Source organism: Streptococcus sp. HMSC034E03, from assembly GCF_001811505.1.
Classification (GTDB): Bacteria; Bacillota; Bacilli; order Lactobacillales; family Streptococcaceae; genus Streptococcus.
Window position 1 is genome coordinate 39,336 of record NZ_KV804986.1, and the last position, 24,249, is coordinate 63,584.

A 24,249-nucleotide genomic window follows, 5' to 3' on the forward strand; every position below is an offset into this window, starting at 1 on the left:
TCGGCGGTTCGGACTTACCGTATCATTTCGTCGGTTTCCCTCCTCATTCTACGAGTACTATCCCATGGGCGGAGCATCTACTTCTACTTCGCTGATGCCTCAGCTCGTACAAGCAGTGATACCGCCTCAACATGAAACGAGTGAACACTAATTATGCCAGGTAGTCTTGTCTGTTCTATAAACTTTTTAACGATAGCATAAGGTTATCGTTAAATAGTATTACCTAGATAAACTGAGATTTTATTATTTCTTTTTCTTTGGTTTTGGTGCAGGTAACTCATCATACATTGAATTAAATAAGCCGGTTAAATATTCTTTGTTGTCAACATCATCTACCAATAGCATTTCCTTTGCACCTTCATACGGCAATTCGTATTCTACATTCGGCATATACACTATTGCAGATTTGACAGGCTTCACTAAAAATCTATCATCATAAATTCCACCCATGATTTTCCCTCGATAATAAATTATATATTCACCCATCATTGCTCTATATGATATTTCTTCCAACTCGGACAATTGTTCTAAAATGAAATCTAAATATTCTTTACTTGAAGCCATTTTTGCTATCTCCCTTAATTACTAAAATTTCAATAGTCCATTTTCATCAAATTGAAAATTGGGTCCCCCAAGAAACTTCCCAATAATATCCATCTAAATCCGAAAAATATGCGTGATGTCTACTCCAGAAAAGTCCCTGTGGCTCTTTTACAATTTTTCCACCTGCTTTTCATTACTAATTCTAGTACTCGCAAATATAGTATAAATTAAATAACCAATAAAAATGATAATAAAAATAACATAGCAGCCAGTCTTACAACTTACTACTTTTCATATGATAATTTACAAATGTCTTTCCAGCCACTCGATCTTTTTAAAATCCTTATTGTTATTGTGATCATTTCGATAGGAGTCTTGAGAAGAAGCTTTGTAAATACTTAGATACTGCTCCAGACTTGGAAGACGAAAAGTGATGCATTCAATGTGAATAAGCTCTATATCCGATTCCGAAACACCTGCAAAATCAGGTAAGGAATCGATACTTCCAAATTCAACACTCACTCGATCCTTTTTGAATTCATGCTCATGAATATCTATTAAGACGTAGCCTAAGTCTTTCATCACTTTCATTATCTTGTCCCAGTCATAAATTCTGAGATGGTCAGGTGCTTCCCAACCTCTAGGGTCACCAGGTACATGAATGTCAATATCAGACGGCCCCCAATTTTCTTTCGTTCTAAACTCCAATCCCAAAGAACCCATCAGTGTCGGTGTAATTCCGACTCGATTTAAATGGAAACAAATGGTTTTAAATTCTTCAAATAAGAGACTCATGTTTACTCTAAACCTTTCATATAAATCTTCGTTATTTCTTCTTTATTACCTTGAACAAAATCATCTTCATTTTCTAGAGTATATCCAGTTATTTTGGATACAAATTCTTTTCCTTCTTTTAAGGACCCAAATACGACTAGATCTTTATAAGAAGGATTTTGATATAATTCCAACATATACATCTCTAGTTCTTCTGATTTTTGAACGATTATCCACATTTCACTAACAAACTTACACACTCGGCGGTTCGGACTTACCGTATCATTTCGTCAGTTTCCCTCCTCATTCTACGAGTCCTATCCCATGGGCGGAACATCTGCTTTTATTTCACTGATGAATCAGCTCGTACAAGCAGTGATACGGCCTCAACATGTGGTGCTTGCAAACTTCTATATTATAGAACTAAAGTGATAGAATCAACATTTAAATAACACTTTTTGAACGAAAGTATATACTGACTTATTCCAAATGCATATTTAAAATAAATATGTAAAATTATTTACTACTAAAATAGTTAATCATTTACCCCAATAATACTACTGCTACCTTTTAATGTTTCAATTACCTCCTTAAGTGGGCTTTCCTTTAAATATGCACGATAAACTTCAGCTACATTCAACTTAATAATATAAATAGGACTTAATTCCAAAGGTTTACCTGTAAACATCTCCATGGTCACTGAACCAAAGTCGAGGTCTGTTTCTGACTCAGTTGGCATCACAAAGAAATTTTTCACAACTAGATCTTTTTCTTTGGCAGAAACCAAATCTTTATAAGCTAATTGATACAAGAATTGCTTCGTGACATCCCCAATCCCTGGATTATTGTATAGTCCATTTGCTTCAACTTTTAAGAGATAATACTTGGCATCAATAATCATAAATAATGAATCTTGTATAGATATTGTATCGGGTTCAAGAGTCTTAGAACTATACTGAGATATTCCTTTAGATGTCCATTTGGGTTTTTCTAAAAATTCTTTCAAGGATTGTGTGCTATCACCCAGTCCAAGAGACTCGAGTGAATGATCAAGATGGTTTTCAAAAGCTACTGCACAAGCTTTCTCCCAAACTACGTGGAATGAGTTCGTTCCAAAGAAACTGATATCACTTTTTACTGATGATGTATCCTTCTTATCAACATAGATATAAAGAGCTTTCAGTAACAATTGGTTTCTAGTATTAAACTCTACTGAAAGTTGCTGCTCGATTCGATAAAGAATATAGTCTTTTTCAGCTAAATCATCCAGCTCATCCTCTGTCAAAAGAAGTTCTGGTAAGCCTAGTAAGTTATGCAACTCAGCATGCTGCAAAGTCTTAGTCGCTAGAGTCAAAATAATTTCATGAATTCGTTTGATAAAGTGCATTTCATCATCAATCTTCCGTTGAGTAACCAACTCTGGATAATAAGGTCGATTATTCGAAATAATGGTAAAGGTGTCATTAATAGTTCTATCCCAGTTAATATCCCCATAGCCATTGATTTCTAGAATTGTATCCTCAACATTATACAAACCATACTCAAAATAATCATTAAAGAGATACATAATTAGAGCTAGTTCATTGAAAGAGCTGCCTGAATCATACTCTGAATAAATCAGTATTTCTTGTTCCTTTTGATCAGCTTTCTCAATAACTTGAATAACCTTTTTGAGCTTGATATCGAGATATTCTTCCTTATCGATATACTTAGGATAACACTTAAGAACGAAGTTATGAATCATCACAAGCCCGACATAGGTAAAGACATAGAGCGACTCACTCCCACCAGAAGAAAGTTCCTCCAGTTCAGCATCTTCTTCAAACAAGTCTGATAATTCCTGTTGCTCCTTTGTATTTTTTACAGTTTTTAAGATACCAAAGGCTTTCAAGCGTTGGAGTAATCTTTGAAGCGATTCTTTCTCTAAATCAAAGAGAACCTGAAGATTATGAAAAAAGTATCTCTTTTGTTCACGAATAAACACTGACTTCATATAATCTAGTCCTTATCGCTTGAAGCAAATTCATCATATTTTTTTGAGACACTATGAGTAAAAATCTGCAATCCTTTAACTTCAAACTCCTTACAGATAACTGAGTATCTGTTTGAATTCTCTATTCCTTGGAAGAAATCTTTCCTCTTCTGCTTAGCGGCATCATCAAAGAGATACATCAAGACCTTGTTCTTGAAGACATCAAGGAACATGTCACTTAGTATAGGCTCATAAGATTTCTTATCTGACCCTGCTGGATTACTAGCATCTGATTTAACCTCAATCTTATATGAATCAAGTTTAATGAAGAATGGACCCATCAACTTATCTTCATTGACATTGTAATCTTCAGATAAAACTTCATTGAGTGCCTTACGAAGTGCATTCCACTCATAAGTTTGACTCGCAACATTAAATTTATATCCTTCAATATCAGCTTCTCCGCCATCTAGTTCTAGATACTCAAAATCCCAGCGTCTTTTAAAGGCAGTATCCATAGGGAAAACACCTTGGTCAGCACTATTCATTGTAGCCCAAATATATAGGTTGTCTGGCAAAGTCAATGTAGCTACTTTATCTTCTGAAACTTTCAGTTCGTTTGCAAGATAATGTCTCAAATCCTCAGAAGTACGAATTGGATACTCACTGACACCATTTTTTCGGTCCAATAATTGGAAAATGTCACCAAAGACTGCTGCAACCTTAGCTCGGTTAATCTCCTCGATTAGCAAAAGATAAGGTTTAGGATTATCTGTTTGAGCACTCTTTAGTGCTTTTACATAAGAACGGATGAATGGCCCAGGGACATATTGATAAGAGATTTCTTCTTTTCCATCCTTATTTATAATTGGGACTGGTTTATAAGTACCGACAAATTGAGAGAAGGTATAATCTGGATGGAAAGTTACCCTCTCATAGTCTTTTTCAGCATTTTCAAGTAAGTCGACCATATCATTACCTAACTTATGACTCTTACCAGTACCAGGTGCACCAAAAAGAACACGGTTCAGTGAAAAAGCACTTTTATGAGTTGTTTCATATTCTAAATTTACATCATTAATATTTTCGTTTATGTCTGAGTCATTTTTAATCAAGACTCTCTTGAATTCAAAATCAAAATTCATATCAGTTTTTTTTTCATCCATAATAATAGCTCCTATAATATTTAAATTAGGTGGAATAATTATTTCATTCGGTGACAATATAGATTCAGCTTCTTTTGATTTCTTAACTAAATACTGGTATAAAGTCTCATCTTTAACAGGTGTTCTTGAATAACCATTATCATTATCGAGGAAATTATTAACCCTATTCATCAATTGAGCATATTTACCAAATGTTTTATAAAGTGTATCCTCATCAATCCCCTCAATAATAAGATAAATGTTGTTTTTGCTATTATTAAAGGATTTTAATAGTGCTTTTTCAAATAGGAATGGCTGAAATTCTTCATCTGAATCATAAGCAAATAACAGTCTCTCCTGATTGTCCGACTGATACCTGTACACAAATGTCTCATCACTTATTCTCCCTAATACTGTATCATTAATCCAATGCTTTATAGATTTAAGATTGTCATTTGAGTAAGCAAAAATCTGTAAAGGTTGGAAAGTAGCTGATATAGCTTCAATTTGTTTTTTATGAACGGTTTCCACGTTATCACTCAAAGAATAGTATATTTTTTTACTATTCTCATCTCTTACACTTGTTAATAAACCTATACTTGGATCAGTAAAAATATTAATTATTTTACAGTCATTGACAATGTTTTTAATTTTCCACTGTTCAATGAACTCACTATAGTCATCAATACTTTTTGCTCTATTTGCTTTTATTGTTTCGATCGCCTCCTCGAAAGATGAAACAGGACTATCAGTCTTACCATCTGTCCCTCTATTCAAACCGTAAATTACAAAGCAAATCTCCTCTGCAGTAGCCGAGCCTAGCTCATATATAGTCTTAAAAACAATTTTAGCTGGTTCAATATCTGTATTTGACTGTTCAGCACCACAGTTATTTTTTCCAAAGGTATCAAAAATTACACTTTCAAAGATTAAGTTAATAAAATCAGAACGGTTCTCTTCCTTAATCTTAAACCTATTTTTAGATTCAATGTCAACACCAGAATCTTCAATATAGTTATTGAGAATTTCTCCTCTATGAGTTAATACTAGTAATGGTTTATTATTAGAATCAATTTTTACATCCACAAATCCAAAATATCTAGGAAATTTACTCTTATTAAATGGAGTTCGATTTTCTATATCATAAGGTTGACCTATAAACTTCCCCATCTGCATACTAAAATCTGTGCGACTTATACTACCGTTATTAGATGAAATAATTCTGATTGTATACAAAAAGTAACTTAAATTCATACTCGCTTTATCTATGGTAAGTCTACCTATCATAATGTCCCTCCTTTATAAGAGAAATGACTGCTTTTTTAATAAGTAATGGAGGTATACCTTCTCCAATAACTTTGCGAATAAGAACTTCTTTTGCCCATTTAGGAATATTCCAATCTAGTGGTAATGAAGAAAGAATGATTAATTCATATATAGATAGTGCTCGTGGATCTGAATATTCACGAAGTTCGTCATTAACACTATCTACAATACATCTTCCTGGGTGTACAGTAGAAAATGCTGATATTACACCACTATTTTGCATTATTGTTGTTGCTGGCTTTTCCCAAAACATTCTCATGTATGTTCTAGGTGCTCCCTTAATTCTTCGACCCTTTGTCATAGGGAAGAATTTATCATTTTTGAATGCTGAAGTTCCGCTAGGAGTGTGAATCATCCACTCAACTTGTCTCCAGCTATGAGTGGGAGGATAATGCCATTTTGACACTTTCAAACCTTCTAATTTCTTTTTTTCATAGTCAGGAAATCGCCACTGCTCATCCTTTTCTCTTATATGTGGGTCCAACGAAGGGAGTGAACCTATAGCATCTTGCAACGTTATAATTTTTTCTTCTTTTGGAGGAAATTCCCATTTAACTCCTTCGGATTTTAAGGTCATTAGATAGATATACCGCTGTCTTGATTGTGGGATTCCATAATCCATTGTATTAACAATACGATCTGTATTGATATTGTAAATTGCACCTAATTCTCGCTCTATATAGTCAGGAATAAAAATATACTCATCATTATATAATATCTGCGTATGTTGCTGCATTGTGACATTTTCAATAATGACAAATCTAGGCTTCAATTCTTTTATTGCTTCTACTGCATAGTGGACAAGAAAATTCCTAGAATCTTTAGGATCTTTTCTACCCGCATTTGACATCCCTTGACAAGGGGGAGTAGCAATAACCATTTCAACACCAGCTTCTTTTGCGGTCAACATCACTTTATCGAAAACATCCCTATCTGTAATATCACCTTGGATAATACTAACATCTGGATATAAATGTGAATAAAATTTACATCTTTCCTCTAAAAGTTCATTAGCAACACATACATCCACACCTACATCCGATAAATAAGTCTCTGCTATACCAACATTTGAAAATAGGGAAAGTGCTTTGACTCTTTTTTTAAATTTTATATCACTCACTTAACAATTGCTCCAATCTTATTATTGCTTGCTCAATTAGCTTCGGTGGAACTCCCTCACCAAGAATTTCACGTATTAGATTACTACTAGCATTATCAGGAATATTCCAATCATCAGGTAACGAAGACACTCTCATTAATTCGAAAATCGATAAAACCCTAGCATCGGACCAAATTCGTTCTTCTTCATTAACAGAATCAACAATCACAAATCCAGGATGTCCATTTTCTTGAGAGCCAATCCTACTTGTGTATTTAGTTACAGTATATGCTGGTTTATCCCACCACTGTCTTTTATAAGTATTTTTATATCCTTTAGATTTTGTCCCATCTGCCAAAGTAGGATAGTACTTTTCATTTTCCCAAGCTGAACATCCCTCTGGTGTGTGCATCATTGCAATAACATGTCTATACTTATGCTTTGGTGGAAAATGCCATTTCGATACAGCAAGTCCTCTTTCTTTTTTTATATAGTAATCTGGGAACAGTTTAACTCTTTCTTCCTCACTAATATCTGTGACATCAGGATCTAATGATGGTAAGTCACCAATGGCATCACGCATAGTCACAATTTTAGTTGATGGTTCTGGAAATTCCCACTGAATGTTAGTATCAATTCTTGACAGGAGGTACACACAACGTTCTCTTGATTGAGCAACTCCGTAATTTTTAGCACTGACAACTTTATTCTCATTAAATCTATATTCCTCTCCCAATTCCGCTACAAGATAATCATTAATTAAAACCCACTCACCATTGATTTCAATCATTGTATTTAGCATCTCTGGGACATTTTCAATAATTACGAATTTAGGTTTAAGTTGTTTGATTGCTTTAACTACAACCATGATTAACCTATTTCTAGGATCATCTTTAAGTTTCTTACCAGCAGTACTCATTCCCTGACAAGGAGGTGTTGCTATTAAAAAATCACATTTTTCGTCTATAGCTGCTTTGATCACTTTATCATAAACTTCTTTATCAGTTAAGTCTCCTTGAAAAACATTTACATTAGGATAAAGATGTTTGTATATCCTCACTCGCTCAGGTAATAGCTCAGCAGCAACCTTCACATGAATACCATGCTTTTCAAAATAAGTTTCTGCTATTCCAGCACTCGCAAATAATGAAATACCTCGAAAATTCATTCTATCCAGCTCCAATTCTTCTTTTGTTCCTTCTAGGGTAAGTAAGTCTCCAATCTCACAATCAAATAACTTACACAATTTTTCAATAGTTTCAAAATCTATCCTAGTAGCTCTATCATGATAAAGTTGAGTAATAGTACTTCTAGCTAACTTAGTTTGTTTATGAACATCTTGTATGCATAATCTTGATTTCCCCATCAAAGTGGAAAGATGACATTTCATTAATTACTCCTCCAGTAAATAAATCTTTAGATATTATATCACAAATAAAGCGGATGCACTACAATTTAAACGGCTTTTAGTTAGTTGTCTTTTCTTAAAGTACATAAAAAAGATTTTTAGTTGAAAACAATATTTTCTTTTGATAAAACGCAAAACCACTGTTACCAGTGGTTTCAAAAAGCCTTTCGTTCCAAAGTTTTTACTCTTTTACAAGTAATCCTACACACTCGGCGGTTCGGAATCACCGTATTACTTCGACATAATCTCTTCACTCTACGACACCTATCCCATGGGCTGATCATCTGCTTCTACTTCGCTACTCTGTAGCTCGTACAAGCAGTGATACTACCTCGACATGGTGCGTCTGCGGGACTCAAAAGGTTTGGGTGAACCTTTTGAGGATTAACTGCGTTTTACCAACAAGCTCACACACTCGACGTGGTGCGTTTGCGGGAAAAGATCAACCGGCTGGACTTTCTTCAATTCATAGCCTAGCTCTTGATAGAGTTTGATATCTCGAGCCATGGTTGCTACATTACAAGAGATATAGGCGATGCGATCAGCTCCTGTTTGTGCACTTGCTTTGATGAAGCTTTCGGTCAAGCCCTTCCGTGGTGGGTCAACCAAGATAACGGTTGGTTGGATACCTTCCTTTAGCCAATTCTTCATGGCATTTTCAGCTGTATCACAGACATAGTGAGCATTGGTGATGCCGTTTAAACTAGCATTCCTCTGGCTATTCTCTACCGCTTCTGGGATGACTTCAACTCCATAGACTTCCTTGACGTGTTTAGCGACGGATAGTCCAATGGTCCCAATTCCTGAGTAGGCGTCAATCACTACATCCTCTGCTCTTAACTCCGCAAAGTCAATAGCTGTCTGATAGAGTTTCTCTGCCATTTCAGTATTGACCTGGTAAAAGGCTGGTCCAGAGATTTGGAAATCATTGCCCAACATTTGGTCCGTAATATAGTCTTGACCATAGAGAACTCGCCATTCTTTCCCAAAAATGGCATTGGTATTCTGGTCATTGATGTTCTGCATGATAGATACAATTTCTGGAAATTGCTTGATGAGTTGTTCAATCAACTGTTCAACTCGGAAAACTTTAGGACGAGTTGTTACCAAAATGACCATGATTTGACCTGAATGATGGCCACGACGAACAACAAGGTTACGAATCAAGCCAGACTGCTCTTTCTCATCATAAGGCTTCAAGTCATATCGACGGAGTAAATCACGTAGGACTAGAATAACCTGATCAATGACTGGATCCTGAATGTAAAAATCTTCCAATGGCATAAGGTCATGAGAATTCTTACGGAAGAAACCAGTTTCTAGAACACCATTAACACGACGAACAGGTACCTGAGCCTTGTTACGATACTTGATAGGATTTTCCATACCAAGAGTATCAGCAACCTCTACATCTGAAATTCCAGCAATCTTATAAAGACTGTCTTTTACTTGTTTAGTTTTAAACTTAAGTTGCTCTGGATAAGCTAGATGACCTAGGTCGGCGATTCCAGAACGCAAGTAAGCCAAATCTAAGTCTTGATTACGATGTGGAGATTGCGCAAGGTATTCCTCAACCTTACCAAAGCCAATTTTCTTGTTGACTTTAAGGACACGCATGAGGATTTTCTCAGTCGGTAGAGCATTCTCTACAAAAAAGACCAAGCCATCTACCTTGGCAACACCTGCTCCTTCATGTGTCAAATCGACAATCTCTACTTCTACAATATCATTTTTCTTTAACATAATTTTCACTTTCTATCAGCCGACAAAAAAAGACGGCAACTGTTCTGTTACCATCTATTATACCATGAATTACCCTAAGCACCAAAACTCTTGAAAAAGTTTACAATTGCTTGCCAAATAGCACTGAGGATATTGCCACCGTCTTGAATAGCTTTATTAGCATCAAAGTTAAGGTCTATATTGCTAAAACTATCTCCTGCTTGCGCGACGATACTTTGTTTCAGATCCTTTAGAGTCTTTGTGAAATCTTCGTTATTGAGAATATCACTCTTGGAAAGATTGAAGGCAAAGTTGATGATGATATTAATCTGATTTCCTGTTATAACCTGATCCAACTTATAATTTTTCAACGTATCTTCAACAATCTTACGAACATCATCTTCAGTAAGCTCACCCTTAGACTCTTTAGCTTTAGCGATAGCAGATTTGATATCGGCAAGGGCTACATTGAGTTTATTGGCATCATAGCCTGATTTGTCCTTGTTTTCATCGTTAATGTCTGACAAGGCTTTTAGCTCTTCCTGAGCTAGGTCTTTATTTTCTTGAGGAAGTTGAACACCATTAGCTTCTAATGAATAGTAAATACCTGCTAGGGCACTTTCACCTGTTACAGGGATTGGAGCAGCTACGGTTATACGAGCATGTTCCACACCCAAGGTAACGGCCGCATTACGGTACATGTCTTGGGTCACTTTAGTGATATTTTCAGGGGTTTCAATCTTCACTTCAAGTGGAGATTTTTCACCTAATTTTTGAATTTTGGCAGACGAATAGAGCTGGAGACTAGAGTCATTGGCGACATTCATAATCTTTGAGTAGACATCTGGCGTCATAGTCTTCAGTTCTTTGGTATCTGTAGAGGCGTTATAGCCAAGTTTTTTTAATGTTTGATTTTTTTGATCTTCAGTAAGAGAAGAACCCAAGACGTACTCAGGTTGAACATAAGTTTCATCAATTACTTTTTGAACATCAGTGGCTGCTTGAGCGCTTTGCAAAGTTGCAACTGCTAAAAGAACTGCAGCACTAGTCAGAAAGAATTTCTTTCGCATGAGACGTTCCTCCTTTTCCTATCTAGGATAGTCTATTAGCCTTAAAGAAAGCTTATAAAAACACCTAGAATTTTCTAAGTGCTTAAAATAGATTAAAAAATTTAATAATATAGAGATTTAGTTGAACCTGTCTAGAGTAATAATAGTTCCCTCCATCTACATAAAGTTCTCCACCTTGAAAGATGGAAATTGGATTGACATATCGATAGGTTTTTCCAGTTGTATTTCCTAAAATCGGAGCAACGGTATCTCTTGAGTATTGTTTAGCTAGGGCAAGGGTATTTTCTTTCCCATTTTGGGCGATAAAATCAATATATGCAGGCCCAAAGTTATAGGCCTGTACAGCAGTCCAAGCATCTACACCCTTTTCTTGTGCTAAATAAAGATTCTCTGTCAAGGTTTGAATTCCCTGACGAATACTGCTCCTATTGTCAGAAATCGTATTTGTAGTACCGCTGGCAGACTCACTAGACTGCATCACGTCACTTTCTTTACCTTTGGTTTCGGTATAAATCATGGCCAAGACTAGTTCTTCATTTGCTGGCGTATCTTGCTCACTTAAAACTTCTCGTACCAAGGATTGATAAGTCATGACCTGCTTCACATCCCGATACATATGAAAAAGTTTATAACCAGTAAATAAGATAAGAACAAGCACCAAGACCCTTCTTATAAATTTAAACATTATTTGCTTTGTATATCCTCGATGTTTTTGATTAAGATAGAGTAGGTACCATTGTCATTTTGGATAAATTCGACCGACTCAGCATCTTGGTAAATATTATTAGGTACGATTAACTCAATCCCATTTGACAGAGAAAGCTTTTGGTTTTCAAATTTCTTTAATTGACGACTAGCATCGATTTCATCAAATTGAACTGGCTCTGGCACTGCTTCCTTGACTTGGTCAATAAAGCTAAGACGTGCAGTGAGATTGTTGTCAAAAAGGTCATTAGCCAATTTTTCAGGAGACAATTCATTGCTTTCTTCAAGATTGTTAAAAATAGCAGACTTGACCTTAGATTGAAATTGAAAATCATCTGTATTAAATGTTTCAGCAATTCTCTGAGCCGTTTTTTCCAATTCCTTGATTGACTTTTTAGGTGAAATCTTTGGCTGAGCCTGGATCAGATTCTCAGAAAAATAGTTTAAAAAAGTCCCGTTATACTTGATTCGTTTTTCAATCAGATGGTACTTGCGACTCTGAAGATTGACCACCAAGGCCTCGTCAGCCCCTGTTCCAAATCCTGGTAGATTGTTTTGAGTCAGCTTGATTGGATTATCAACCTCTCCTCCAAGGTGAGTCAAGGTCTCACGCAGGGCAATTCGCAAGAAAGCAAAATGTTCCACTCCTTCTTTAGAAAACTTCACAAAAATCAAGTCATTGGTCTTAAGATTTTCAGAAATGCTGAATTCTTCTTTCCAGAGGTTAGCCAGCGTCACTGAAGTCTCCAACAAATCTTCTGTGATGTGATTGAAGAAGGGATTTTCTTCTTCGAAAATCCCAGTCTTAGCTTCATCCGAATACACACGTTCGATTTTCTTGCGTAGATATTCTTCGATTTTTGGAGTGATATTGAGAAATTTATCCGCTAGAAACAAGTCAGTATCATCTGGGCTGAACTGATGGATAATGGCTTTCTTAATATAAATGTCCATAAAAGTATTAGTCCTCATACAATGGGAAGGCATCTGTCAATTCTTTAACTGCACTTCTCACTTCTTCTAAAACAGCCTCATTTTCTGCATTCTTAAGGGCTTTAATGATAAGCTCTGCCACTTTACGGCTTTCTTCTTCACCAAAACCTCGTGCAGTTGTTGCTGCTGCTCCGATACGAATACCACTTGTCTTAAATGGTGACAAGGTTTCGTAAGGGATTGAGTTTTTATTTAGGGTAATATTGACTTCATCCAGCAAGTTTTGAGCAACTTTTCCGTTTTCTACAACTTTTGTTACATCAACTAAGAAGAGGTGGTTTTCAGTACCACCAGAGATAATACGGAAATCAGGATCTTGCAAGAAGACATCTGCCATAGCCTTACTGTTCTTGATGACATTAGTAGCATATTCTTTAAAAGCAGGATCCAATACCTCTTTGAAGGAAACTGCCTTAGCTGCAACAACATGCTCCAAAGGACCACCCTGAATACCTGGGAAAATTGCTGAATTGATTTTCTTAGCTAGTTCCTCATCATTTGTCAAAATCAAACCACCACGTGGTCCACGAAGGGTTTTGTGGGTCGTTGTTGTCGTGATGTGAGCGTATGGCACTGGGCTCGGATGTAGACCAGCTGCAACCAAACCAGCAATGTGCGCCATATCGACCATGAGCTTCGCCCCAACAGCATCTGCAATTTCACGGAATTTTGAAAAGTCGATAATTTGAGAATAGGCTGAAGCACCTGCTACGATTAATTTGGGTTTCACTTCTTGAGCTTGTTTCAAGATAGCGTCAAAGTCCAAGAGTTCAGTCTCAGGATCAACACTATAAGAAACAAAGTTGTAGGTTTGACCAGAGAAGCTTACAGGAGCTCCGTGGGTCAAGTGCCCACCTGCTGCCAAATCCATTCCCATTACCGTATCACCTGGCTCAATCAAAGCCATGTAGGCTGCACAGTTGGCTTGACTTCCTGAGTGAGGTTGGACATTGGCAAACTTGGCACCAAAGATTTCTTTTGCACGTTCAATAGCTAGAGTTTCAACGATATCTACTACATCCGTACCACCGTAATAACGACGTCCTGGGTAACCTTCGGCGTATTTATTGGTCAAGATAGACCCTTGAGCCGCCATAACTGCTTTAGAAACGACATTTTCAGAGGCGATTAGCTCGATATTGTTTTGTTGACGTTCCTCTTCTTTGGCAATGGCATTCCAGAGATCTGCATCATATGCTTTAAAATCATCTTTGTCAAAAATCATAGGTCTTCTCCTTTATAGTGTGACAGGTCTTTAGTTTGTTTTTACAACAAGAATATAAAATCCAAACTAAAAAATGCGAATAAACCGTTTCTGCGTCTTATCGCAGGTATAACCAACTTTTTCATAGAAAGCATGCGCACCTAAACGATGGTCTGCAGAATTTAAGCGAATAAAATTATAGCCTCGTTTTTTTGCTTCTTGTTCCAATCCTTGGAGTAAAGTTTTTCCGATACCCTGACCCTGTGTTTGAGGCAAAACAGCTAAAGCTAGGATATTAAAACCTGGTTTTGAATAAAGGGATTCATAAACCTCGGCATGAACATACCCAAGTAAGTCATGGCTGGTCGGTTCCTCAAACCCCAGTAGAAAGTGATGGGGGTCTTGAGACAACTTAGCTAGTTGACTAGACGTTTCCTCTAAACTAAACGAATAGTCTAAAGCTTCTTTGTTAATCTCACAAATAGCTGCAACATCTGTTGTTTTCAAATCACGTAGCATATCATACCTCCTCAAAAGGAATGGCTGGTATCTTAGCAAGGATATCTTCTCGAGTGATCGCTCCTTGGCGTAGAATCTTTACCTTGTCGCCAGATAAGTCTAAAATAGTCGAATCCTGACCCGTTAAAAAAGCATCGTCTTCTAGTCCCAAGACCACTTGGTCAAAGTTTTGAAGAATCTTGTGAAAATCTACTCCACTTGATTGACCTGAAATATTGGCAGAAGGTCCAATTAAGGGGCCAAACTCACGAATCAACTCGAGAGTTACAGGATGACTCGGCATGCGAAATCCAACTGTCGTCAAATTTGAATTGACCCAATAAGGAACCTTGTCATTAGCTTCTAAGATAATGGTCAAAGGGCCTGGTAAAAAACTTTCAACCAATTGTTGTAAATAAGTTGGCTGATTCTTAGAAAAGTTCAAGATATCGTCTAAACTAGCAACATTGAGATTGAGCGCCTTATCTCTAGGACGACGTTTAAGCTGATAAACATGGTCAACAGCCTTTTTATCTAGAGCTTTTGCAAAAAGTCCATAAACAGTCTCCGTTGGCAAAACAACAGCTTCACCTTTTTCCAACTCGTGCTTAATTTTCTCCATCATCAATGACAACCATCCTATCTTGGCCAAATTGGTCTTTCAGAGTTCGAACTCGCTTCTCAGGAAAATTTTCCTTGAAAAGAGCTGGAACGCTTTGTCCTTGTTTGTAGCCAATTTCAAGATAAATCTTACCACCATCATTTAGATAGTCCTTTGATTCTTCCGCGATTCTGCGATAGATCGCTAGACCATCCTCATCTGCAAAGAGGGCCAAATGTGGCTCTGAATGGAGAACATTCAAACCAACTTCTGCCTCATCTACTCGAGATATGTAAGGTGGATTGGATACAATTATATCATATTTTGAAGAAATTTCGGAGAAACAGTTAGATTTAATAAAGAATAATGTTAAACCTTGATTATTAGCGTTTTCCATCGCCAAATCCAAAGCATCCTGAGAAATATCGGCAGCTGTGATTGTCCAATATGGTCTATTTTTAGCTAAGGCAAGAGCTATAGCTCCACTACCTGTTCCAATATCTAGAACTTTGAGATTTTTCTTTGGATTCTCAGCCAGGGTGAGCTCCACTAGTTCTTCTGTCTCTGGACGGGGAATCAAGACCCGCTCATCTACTTTTAACTGCATCCCAAAGAATTCAGCATGACCGATAATATACTGGGCGGGTATATGATTTGCCAATTTCCTGTAAATGTCCTCTACAAACTGTCTTTCTTCCTCTGAAATTTCTTGCTGAAGAGCAAAGACAAAGTCTGTAAAAGATAGATTTTTCAGGCTACGATAGACAAAAGAGAGGCTTTCAGCTTCCTCTCCTTGTGCTATCAATTTTTCCTCAAAATCTTTAAACATTTGAGCTAGTTTCATTATTTGTTTAATTCTTCCAATTTTTGCGTTTGATCATAAAGAACCAAGGCATCCACAACTTCATCTAGTTTACCAGACAAAATAGTATCAAGTTTTTGGAGGGTTAAGCCGATACGGTGATCTGTTACACGGTTTTGTGGGAAGTTATAAGTACGGATACGTTCTGAGCGGTCTCCAGTACCGATAGTAGACTTACGCTCTGCGTCCTGCTCATCTTGGGCAATCTGTGCAAAGTGGTCAGCAACACGCGCACGAATGATCTTCATTGCCTTCTCACGGTTTTTCTGTTGGGTACGTTCTTCCTGCATCTCAACCTTGATATTGGTTGGCAAGTGAACGATACGAACGGCAGTCGCAACCTTGTTGACGTTCTGTCCACCAGCACCAGAAGCGTGGTAGATATCCACACGAAGGTCTTTTGGATCAATATCGTATTCTACTTCTTCCACTTCAGGCATAACGAGAACTGTCGCTGTTGAAGTATGCACACGACCTTGACTTTCTGTCACAGGGACACGTTGCACACGGTGGGCACCAGACTCATACTTGAGTTTAGAGTAAACTGACTGACCAGAAACCATGGCAACCACTTCTTTAAAACCACCAACACCGTTCATTGAAGCTTCCATAACTTCAAAGCGCCAACCTTGGGCTTCCGCATACTTTTGGTACATAGTTAGAAGATCTCCAGCGAAGAGAGCTGCTTCATCTCCACCAGCTGCACCACGGATTTCTAGGATAATGTTCTTATCATCGTTTGGATCTTTAGGAAGAAGCAAAATCTTCAGTTTTTCTTCGTACTCTTCTTTTTCAGCCTTAGCATCTTTCAATTCTTGTTTGGCCATTTCTTCCAAGTCCGCATCTCCGCCTGATTCTTTAATCATCTCTTCGGCATCGATAATGTTTTGAAGGACTTGTTTGTATTCGCGGTAGGCAGTTACGGTGTCACGTGTCCCAGCTTCTTCTTTGGATAATTCCATAAAACGCTTGGTGTCTGAAACTACATCAGGGTCGCTCAGCAATTCTCCCAACTCTTCATAACGGTCTTCTACAGCTTGTAGTTGATCATAGATGTTCATTTTTTCTCCTTATTTTTCAATTGTTAAATCGTATATGGCTACTACTTCATTCTCAAATATTTCCCCAGTTTCTTTAAATCCATAACTGAGGTAACAAGATCTTGCATGTTCATTTTCTGGTTCATAAGACAACCAAAGTTTATTGGATAAACCTGCTGGCGCTGTCCGAACATAATCTAGCACCTTATCCATAATTGGTTTAAAATATCCTTGATCTTGAAAATACTTATCAATCATGAAACGAAATAGTAAATAATTTCCATTACTAATTCCGATTTTTTTATCATAAGCTAACATCACAAAACCTATGATTGCATCATTATCGTAAACTGCCAATGGAGCTACAAAATCTCCATTTTTTGTGTAGACATATGCTTCAGCTAAACTAATTGCGTTGGTAGCAATAAATTGTTTTTGATATTCCTTAACTTCCAAATGCAGAACATCAAAATAATTTTCAATTGTAACATCTCTAAGTTCAATGGTCATAGTCTTGTTCCTTTTTAGATGTTATCAGTGGTGCAAAATAATGTTTACGGCAAACCGAGATATAGGTTTCATTGCCACCTATCTGGATCTGCTCACCATCATAGACTGGTAGACCATTCTGCGTACGCAACACCATGGTTGCTTTTTTCTTGCAATACTGGCAAATGGTCTTGATTTCGTCAATCTTATCTGCTAAGAGCAGAAGATATTTTGAACCTTCGAATAGTTCGTTGCGAAAATCATTTTTTAAACCAAATGCCATGACAGGTATGTCTAACTCATCCACAACACGAGCTAGATCGTAAACATGGTGACGCTTTAAAAACTGGGCTTCATCGACAAGTACACAGTAAGGCATTTCAGGTAAATCTCGGATAAATCCAAAGATATCCGTTGTTTCCTCAATAGCAACTGCAGGTCTTTTCATCCCAATTCGACTTGAAACATAGCCAACACCGTCACGCGTATCCAGAGCCGAAGTCATAATCACAACTCCCTTTCCTTGCTCCTCATAGTTATAGGCTACCTTGAGAATCTCAATCGTCTTGCCTGAGTTCATAGTCCCATAACGATAATACAACTGTGCCATGCTTCTATTTCACGTCCATTTCTAAATTTTTGCTACATTCTAGTATACCATATTTTCTCAAAGCTTTAAACGGCAAATTGTGGTAAAATAGAAGAAATCAAATAACTAGTGGAGGACGCAATTATGCCATTTGTACGCATCGATTTATTTGAAGGACGCACGTTAGAGCAAAAGAAAGCCCTAGCCAAGGAAGTTACGGAAGCTGTTGTTCGCAACACTGGTGCACCTCAGTCTGCTGTTCATGTCATTATCAACGATATGCCTGAAGGAACCTATTTCCCACAAGGCGAAATGCGCACTAAGTAAAGCTTAAGCAATCTGCTTAGGCTTTTCTTTATAAGTAACATTCATTGAAGAAAATACTAAAATTTGTTACAATTTGAAGAGATATTAGTCTATACAAACAAATAAACTATAAAGGAATTGAAATGATTACACGGGAATTTGATACCATTGCAGCCATCTCGACACCGCTTGGTGAAGGGGCTATTGGGATAGTCCGCCTAAGCGGAACGGATAGTTTTGCCATTGCGCAGAAAATCTTTAAAGGCAAGGACTTGAGCAAGGTTGCTAGCCACACTCTTAACTACGGCCACATTGTTGATCCTCATTCAGGTAAGGTCATGGACGAGGTTATGGTTGGGGCTATGAAGTCTCCAAAGACCTTCACTCGTGAAGACATTATCGAGATTAACACCCACGGAGGGATTGCCGTGACTAATGAAATCCTCCAACTGGCTATCCGTGAAGGGGCTCGTATGGCAGAACCTGGAGAATTTACCAAGCGTGCCTTCCTCAACGGTCGTGTGGACTTGACTCAGGCTGAAGCTGTTATGGATATCATCCGCGCAAAGACAGACAAGGCTATGAATATAGCGGTCAAACAATTAGACGGTTCTCTATCTGACTTGATTAATAATACTCGTCAGGAAATCCTCAATACACTAGCACAAGTAGAGGTTAATATCGACTACCCTGAGTATGACGATGTAGAAGAAGCCACTACTGCTGTTGTCCGTGAAAAAACTATGGAGTTTGAACAATTACTGACCAATCTCCTTAAAACGGCACGTCGTGGGAAAATCCTCCGTGAAGGAATTTCAACGGCTATCATTGGTCGTCCAAACGTTGGGAAGTCAAGCCTTCTTAATAACCTCCTGCGTGAAGATAAGGCCATTGTAACGGATATTGCAGGTACAACCCGTGACGTCATTGAAGAATACGTCAACATCAATGGTGTACCACTTAAGTTGATTGATACTGCGGGTATCCGTGAAACAGATGATATCGTCGAACAAATCGGTGTCGAGCGCTCCAAAAAAGCTCTCAAGGAAGCTGACTTGGTACTACTTGTCTTAAACGCCAGCGAACCTCTAACTGCCCAAGACCGACAACTTCTTGAAATCAGCCAAGATACCAACCGTATCATCCTACTTAACAAAACTGACCTACCTGAGGCTATTGAAACTCAGGAACTTCCTGAAGATGTCATCCGTATTTCAGTCCTCAAAAATCAAAACATTGATAAGATTGAAGAACGGATTAACAACCTCTTCTTTGAAAATGCTGGCTTGGTCGAACAAGATGCCACTTACTTGTCTAATGCCCGTCACATTTCCTTAATTGAGAAGGCGGTTGAAAGCCTACAAGCAGTTAACGAAGGTCTTGAACTCGGTATGCCAGTTGATTTGCTTCAAGTTGATTTAACTCGTACTTGGGAAATCCTCGGAGAAATCACTGGAGATGCTGCTCCAGATGAACTCATTACACAGTTGTTCAGCCAATTTTGTTTGGGTAAATAACATAAAAACTAGTTCAAAAGAATGCTAGTCACCTAAAAAGAGGCTGGGACAAAAGTCCTAGCCTCTTCTTGTCTTTGGATTGTCGAGCAAGATGCAGTGGCTGAGTGGGCTCTACTACGCTGATTTCATCAGCTTTTACAGCCCTACTCAACTGTGCGGAGGTGGGACGACGAAATCGAATTCTAACGAATTACCGATTTCTGTCCCACTCTCTTTTTCTTACAATTTCTAAATTATATCCTACCTTAGCAGATATCTGAAACAAACCTTATACTCAATGAAAATTAAAAAGCAAACTAGCTGCAGGTTGCTCAAAGCACTGCTTTGAGGTTGTGGATAGAACTGACGAAGTCAGTAACATATATACGGCAAGGCGACGTTGACGCAGTTTGAATTTGATTTTCGAAGAGTATTACCAGTTCTTTTCTATTTTCACTTAGTCTTTGGGTAATTTGCCAGCTTTTTCAAGCATTTTTTTGATTAAATAAGGCATCTTGACATTTTCACGACCTTTTTTCTCAATTAATTTTTTAACAAATTCTGGCATTTGTAAGTCTTGTGATTCATCTAAAATATTCTTAGTTTCATCCGAAGGGACTAATTCATCAAAGGTTTCTTCTTCTGGGAGGAATTCTCTAAATTCTTTATGTTCATTAGCTCGGACAATATTGACCAAGGCATCAATCAAACGAGAATCTGTATTTGGCATTGGTGGACGATGGTAGTTCACCTCCAATTCCTGACACAAGTCATGACATTCCACATCGTTGTCAAACAAGACTTCAATATGCTCACTGATAAAACTAATAGGCACAAAAATATAATGCTCTGGATGTTCTTCCTGTTCTCTAAGATACTCCAATACATCTGGTTTAATCCAAGGAATACCAATATCACTTTCGCTCTGCCAAGTGTTGGTATATTGCTCTGGTTTCAAGCCTAATTTCTCAGCAATTAACTTGCTATTTTCGAAAATCTGGTCGATATAGGGATCACCAAAATCCAAGGCAAAAATGGGCACACTGTGGGCAGAAAAGATGACTTTAAAGCTATCCTGTTTCACCTTTTCTTTTAAAATCTTAGCAATTTCAGCTGTCCAATAGTTTAATAGTGCTTCTTCTTGATACCAGTCCTTAATAACTAAAAACTGAATTTGTTTACTTTCCAGAAACTTTTCGTATCCCATGACAGAGTAAAAGGAATAGTGTGGCTCCAAAATCAAGCAAATACACTTTTCAATTCCATCTGCTTCCATTTGCCGAATCACATCTGGAATAAAAGGGGTTGAAAATTTATTGGCAAAATACACACTATATTCATTTCCTAACCTAGCTTCTACCAAGGCAACTTCTTCACGGGTAATTTTTTGAAGTGGAGTTCCTCCAATTCGTACATAATTATCATAGAGAGTTTGAATCTCGTGGTCTTGAGGTCTCACTCCACGACGAATATTTGTGAAAAAATCAGCCACACCTTCAAAGGTAATCTCTTCTGGCGAACCGAAAGTCATCATTAAAATTGCTTTTTTCATATTTGCATCCTTGTGATATTTTTATCTTTTTTATTGTATCACTAAATAAGCCATAAGTAAACGCTAACATAAGGATTTTATCTCCCTTCTGACTTTTGTTTTTCTCTTCTTTCTATGATACAATGGTTTTAAAAGAAGGAAAAAGGAGTTACGATGAAATATCCAACATTGTTGGAGCGTTTTTTGACTTATGTCAAAGTCAATACACGTTCTGACGAACATTCAACCACTACACCAAGTACCCAAAGTCAAGTAGACTTCGCAACCAATGTCCTCATCCCTGAGATGAAACGTGTTGGTTTGCAAAATGTCTACTATCTACCAAACGGTTTTGCTATCGGTACTCTTCCAGCTAACGATCCTAGTTTGACTCGTAAGATTGGCTTTATCTCCCACATGGATACAGCAGATTTTAATGCTGAAGGTGTTAACCCGCAAGTTATTGAAAATTATGATGGCGGCGTTATCGAGCTTGGGAACTCTGGTTTCAAACTAGATCCAGCGGATTTCAAGAGCTTAGAGAAATATCTAGGGCAAACCTTGATTACAACTGATGGAACTACTCTTCTCGGGGCTGATGATAAATCTGGTATCGCTGAAATCATGACATCTATCGAATACTTGACTGCTCATCCTGAGATTAAACACTGTGAAATCCGTGTTGGCTTTGGACCTGATGAAGAAATCGGTGTTGGTGCCAATAAGTTTGATGCAGAAGACTTCGATGTCGACTTTGCCTATACAGTTGACGGTGGACCTCTAGGAGAACTTCAATACGAAACCTTCTCCGCGGCCGGTGCCGAACTTCACTTCCAAGGTCGTAATGTTCACCCAGGAACAGCTAAAGGACAAATGGTTAACGCCCTTCAGTTGGCGATTGATTTCCACAATCAACTCCCAGCAGGTGACCGACCTGAGTTAACAGAAGGTTACCAAGGGTTCTACCATCTTATGGATGTGACAGGTAGTGTGGAGGAGGCGTGTGCAAGCTACATCATTCGTGATTTTGAAAAAGATGCCTTTGAAGCGCGTAAAGCAGCTATGCAGTCTATCGCTGATAAGATGAATCAAGAACTTGGTAGCGACCGTATCACCTTAAACTTGACAGACCAGTACTACAATATGAAAGAAGTCATTGAAAAAGATATGACTCCAATTACCATTGCTAAAGCCGTTATGGAAGGTTTGGGTATCACTCCTATTATCGAACCGATTCGTGGTGGAACAGATGGCTCTAAGATTTCCTTTATGGGAATTCCAACGCCAAATATCTTCGCTGGTGGTGAGAATATGCACGGACGTTTTGAATACGTTAGTCTTCAAACTATGGAACGTGCTGTTGACACTATTATTGGAATTGTAGCTTATAAAGACTAAAATAGGCTGAGACAAAAAGCTCTAATACTCAATTGTTTTCAAAAAGCAACTTTGTCCATTGTCTGCTGACAGTGGACAAAGTTGCTTTTTTCCAATCCTTGAATCACTTCTTGAAGCTTATCAATAACGGCTTCCAATGTTTGGAAAGCCTTATTTTTAAAACCTCGTTTTCGAATTTCTTTCCAGACTTGTTCAATAGGGTTCATTTCTGGTGTATAAGGCGGAATAAAAGCCAACTCAATATTACTTGGAATGTGTCTAAGGTACTTGATTTATGCCATATAGTATTATCCATGACAAGTAAAATATAGTCATCTGGATAAGCTTGTGAGACTTGCCGTAGAAATTCATTGGTCCACTCAGTATTGCATTCTCCAGCAATAAGGAAGAAGGAATCTCCTGTATGAGCATCTACTACCCCATAACAATAGCGATATTCTCGCATATAATGACTAGGAATACTAGGTCGGATTCCTTGAGGAACCCAACAAGAACTCATCTTACTGATTCTTCCGAAACCAGCTTCATCTTGGTAGATCAAACGTACTTTGTTATAAGTCCCTTTCTCTTTAAAGCGCTTACTTAAGGTCTCGAATGTAGATTTTATTTTTAGACATCTCAATTGTCTGAGCGTCTGCCTTCTTAGGATGTTCAGGTCTGGGAGTGACCGTTCGCCAACCATGGCGTTTCAAGAGATAATAAAAACCATCACGTGTAGAAGTGCGACCAATCTCTTTTTGATAGGCTTCGAATAACTGATTAACAGTTACAAATTCCCCATCCTGAGCAGCTTCTATATGACGTTTTAGAAATGCTTGTTCTTCTTCGTAAGTCATATATTCTCGATGACGTCCACCACGGGTTTCTTGAAGAAGAGCTTCTAAACCAAACTCCTTATATTTTTTCAAATTCCTTCAAACAGTTGTTTTATTGCAATCTAGCAGATCCATGATTTCCTTATAACTCTTATCTTTTGAGCGAAAATAAATAATCTGTAGACGTTTGTGATATTTGGCGTACGATGAATCTCTTAGGAGTTGTTCAATTTTTTGTGTTTCTTCATTTGTAAGTTTCATAACTACTATTATAAGATGTTTTTTGATTTTAGGATAGTATTATTCAACCCACTACAGTTGACAAAGAGCTCAAAAAAGCAACGGTACAAAACCGTTGCTTTTTTTGATAGAATCGAGATACTTTTGTCCCGGACTCTTTGCTAGCAAACTCATAGAATCAAGATTCTAAAGTTTGCTTTATCAGAGTAATGTTTTACTCTTCTTCCTTTCGTTTTTTAGCAAATAGAAGTCCGGCTGTAGCTGCTACAAGTAGTGCTAGACCAAGGGATGCGTTAGATTGCTCTGTCCCAGTATTTGGCAATTCTTTCGCTCCTGCTTTCTTAGTTGATGGGTTCACTACTGGAGTAATTGCTGGATCTTTAGTTTCTGATTTTGGTTCGTTCTTATCCGCATCGCTACGTG

Annotated in this window: 23 protein-coding genes and 2 pseudogenes; 3 read left to right on the top strand and 22 right to left on the bottom strand. The window is 37.7% G+C overall.

Features of this window, described 5'->3' with window-relative positions; translation table 11 throughout:
• Positions 1–243 precede the first annotated feature (243 nt).
• From HMPREF2805_RS05695 to HMPREF2805_RS05780, 19 genes and pseudogenes are all read right to left on the bottom strand, one after another.
• Positions 244–564, bottom strand: a complete 321-nt coding sequence (locus HMPREF2805_RS05695) for a TfoX/Sxy family protein (protein WP_075231761.1) — start codon at positions 562–564, stop codon at positions 244–246.
• 21 nt (positions 565–585) lie between these two features.
• A pseudogene (locus tag HMPREF2805_RS10670) lies at positions 586–727 on the bottom strand (VOC family protein); the annotation flags it as partial.
• 119 nt (positions 728–846) lie between these two features.
• Positions 847–1,338, bottom strand: coding sequence for a phosphoribosylanthranilate isomerase (locus HMPREF2805_RS05700; protein WP_075231762.1), 492 nt, complete (start codon positions 1,336–1,338; stop codon positions 847–849).
• A gap of 2 nt (positions 1,339–1,340) precedes the next feature.
• On the bottom strand, positions 1,341–1,514 hold the full coding sequence (locus tag HMPREF2805_RS05705) for a hypothetical protein (protein WP_261676325.1): 174 nt from the start codon (positions 1,512–1,514) through the stop codon (positions 1,341–1,343).
• Positions 1,515–1,852: 338 nt separating this feature from the next.
• Entirely contained in the window at positions 1,853–3,310 is a 1,458-nt protein-coding gene (locus tag HMPREF2805_RS05710) for an LlaJI family restriction endonuclease (protein WP_075231764.1), read from the bottom strand.
• Positions 3,311–3,315: 5 nt separating this feature from the next.
• Positions 3,316–5,721 (bottom strand): AAA family ATPase, encoded by a 2,406-nt coding sequence (locus HMPREF2805_RS05715; RefSeq protein WP_075231765.1) that lies wholly within the window; start codon positions 5,719–5,721, stop codon positions 3,316–3,318.
• Positions 5,711–6,880, bottom strand: coding sequence for a DNA cytosine methyltransferase (locus tag HMPREF2805_RS05720; protein WP_075231766.1), 1,170 nt, complete (start codon positions 6,878–6,880; stop codon positions 5,711–5,713). Before HMPREF2805_RS05720 ends, HMPREF2805_RS05715 begins: the two co-directional genes overlap by 11 nt.
• A complete protein-coding gene (locus tag HMPREF2805_RS05725) occupies positions 6,873–8,249 on the bottom strand; it encodes a DNA cytosine methyltransferase (RefSeq protein ID WP_083301288.1) in 1,377 nt (458 codons plus the stop codon). Before HMPREF2805_RS05725 ends, HMPREF2805_RS05720 begins: the two co-directional genes overlap by 8 nt.
• 402 nt (positions 8,250–8,651) lie before the next feature.
• On the bottom strand, positions 8,652–10,010 hold the full coding sequence (gene rlmD, locus HMPREF2805_RS05730) for a 23S rRNA (uracil(1939)-C(5))-methyltransferase RlmD (RefSeq protein WP_075231767.1): 1,359 nt from the start codon (positions 10,008–10,010) through the stop codon (positions 8,652–8,654).
• A 74-nt stretch (positions 10,011–10,084) separates the two neighbouring features.
• Positions 10,085–11,059, bottom strand: a complete 975-nt coding sequence (locus HMPREF2805_RS05735) for a DUF1002 domain-containing protein (RefSeq protein ID WP_049509015.1) — start codon at positions 11,057–11,059, stop codon at positions 10,085–10,087.
• An 82-nt stretch (positions 11,060–11,141) separates the two neighbouring features.
• Entirely contained in the window at positions 11,142–11,744 is a 603-nt protein-coding gene (locus tag HMPREF2805_RS05740; protein WP_075231768.1) for a lysozyme family protein, read from the bottom strand.
• Positions 11,744–12,718 (bottom strand): nucleoid-associated protein, encoded by a 975-nt coding sequence (locus HMPREF2805_RS05745; RefSeq protein WP_075231769.1) that lies wholly within the window; start codon positions 12,716–12,718, stop codon positions 11,744–11,746. The genes HMPREF2805_RS05740 and HMPREF2805_RS05745 overlap by 1 nt, the downstream gene beginning before the upstream one ends.
• A gap of 7 nt (positions 12,719–12,725) precedes the next feature.
• Positions 12,726–13,982 (bottom strand): serine hydroxymethyltransferase, encoded by a 1,257-nt coding sequence (gene glyA / locus HMPREF2805_RS05750; RefSeq protein ID WP_075231770.1) that lies wholly within the window; start codon positions 13,980–13,982, stop codon positions 12,726–12,728.
• A gap of 66 nt (positions 13,983–14,048) precedes the next feature.
• Positions 14,049–14,480 carry a GNAT family N-acetyltransferase gene (locus HMPREF2805_RS05755; RefSeq protein WP_075231771.1) on the bottom strand — a complete coding sequence of 144 codons (432 nt, stop codon included), beginning with the start codon at positions 14,478–14,480 and terminating at the stop codon, positions 14,049–14,051.
• A 1-nt stretch (position 14,481) separates the two neighbouring features.
• Positions 14,482–15,084 carry an L-threonylcarbamoyladenylate synthase gene (locus HMPREF2805_RS05760; RefSeq protein ID WP_075231772.1) on the bottom strand — a complete coding sequence of 201 codons (603 nt, stop codon included), beginning with the start codon at positions 15,082–15,084 and terminating at the stop codon, positions 14,482–14,484.
• A complete protein-coding gene (gene prmC, locus HMPREF2805_RS05765) occupies positions 15,068–15,904 on the bottom strand; it encodes a peptide chain release factor N(5)-glutamine methyltransferase (RefSeq protein ID WP_075231773.1) in 837 nt (278 codons plus the stop codon). The genes HMPREF2805_RS05760 and prmC overlap by 17 nt, the downstream gene beginning before the upstream one ends.
• Positions 15,904–16,983: a peptide chain release factor 1 gene (gene prfA / locus HMPREF2805_RS05770; RefSeq protein ID WP_075231774.1), complete on the bottom strand. Its 1,080-nt coding sequence runs from the start codon at positions 16,981–16,983 to the stop codon at positions 15,904–15,906. Before prfA ends, prmC begins: the two co-directional genes overlap by 1 nt.
• 9 nt (positions 16,984–16,992) lie before the next feature.
• On the bottom strand, positions 16,993–17,472 hold the full coding sequence (locus HMPREF2805_RS05775) for a GNAT family N-acetyltransferase (RefSeq protein ID WP_075231775.1): 480 nt from the start codon (positions 17,470–17,472) through the stop codon (positions 16,993–16,995).
• Positions 17,462–18,061: a thymidine kinase gene (locus HMPREF2805_RS05780; RefSeq protein ID WP_075231776.1), complete on the bottom strand. Its 600-nt coding sequence runs from the start codon at positions 18,059–18,061 to the stop codon at positions 17,462–17,464. The genes HMPREF2805_RS05775 and HMPREF2805_RS05780 overlap by 11 nt, the downstream gene beginning before the upstream one ends.
• Before the next feature lie 123 nt (positions 18,062–18,184).
• Here HMPREF2805_RS05780 and HMPREF2805_RS05785 point away from each other — a divergent pair, with 123 nt between their 5' ends.
• Both HMPREF2805_RS05785 and mnmE read left to right on the top strand, forming a co-directional pair.
• Positions 18,185–18,367 carry a 4-oxalocrotonate tautomerase gene (locus HMPREF2805_RS05785; RefSeq protein WP_001117401.1) on the top strand — a complete coding sequence of 61 codons (183 nt, stop codon included), beginning with the start codon at positions 18,185–18,187 and terminating at the stop codon, positions 18,365–18,367.
• A gap of 122 nt (positions 18,368–18,489) precedes the next feature.
• The gene (gene mnmE / locus HMPREF2805_RS05790; RefSeq protein ID WP_075231777.1) at positions 18,490–19,863 is read left to right on the top strand and encodes a tRNA uridine-5-carboxymethylaminomethyl(34) synthesis GTPase MnmE; all 1,374 of its coding nucleotides are present in this window, start codon (positions 18,490–18,492) and stop codon (positions 19,861–19,863) included.
• 436 nt (positions 19,864–20,299) lie between these two features.
• On the opposite strand, the gene hemH is transcribed toward mnmE, so the two are convergent.
• Positions 20,300–21,394 carry a ferrochelatase gene (hemH, locus tag HMPREF2805_RS05795; RefSeq protein WP_060955780.1) on the bottom strand — a complete coding sequence of 365 codons (1,095 nt, stop codon included), beginning with the start codon at positions 21,392–21,394 and terminating at the stop codon, positions 20,300–20,302.
• 153 nt (positions 21,395–21,547) lie between these two features.
• On the opposite strand from hemH, the gene pepT reads away from it, so the two are divergent.
• Entirely contained in the window at positions 21,548–22,771 is a 1,224-nt protein-coding gene (pepT, locus tag HMPREF2805_RS05800) for a peptidase T (RefSeq protein WP_075231778.1), read from the top strand.
• Between the two features lie 28 nt (positions 22,772–22,799).
• Here pepT and HMPREF2805_RS10680 read toward each other — a convergent pair.
• Positions 22,800–23,847 (bottom strand): annotated as a pseudogene (locus HMPREF2805_RS10680) (IS630 family transposase).
• 193 nt (positions 23,848–24,040) lie between these two features.
• On the bottom strand, positions 24,041–24,249 hold a 209-nt coding region (locus HMPREF2805_RS05815; protein ID WP_148131614.1), incomplete at its 5' end, for an LPXTG cell wall anchor domain-containing protein.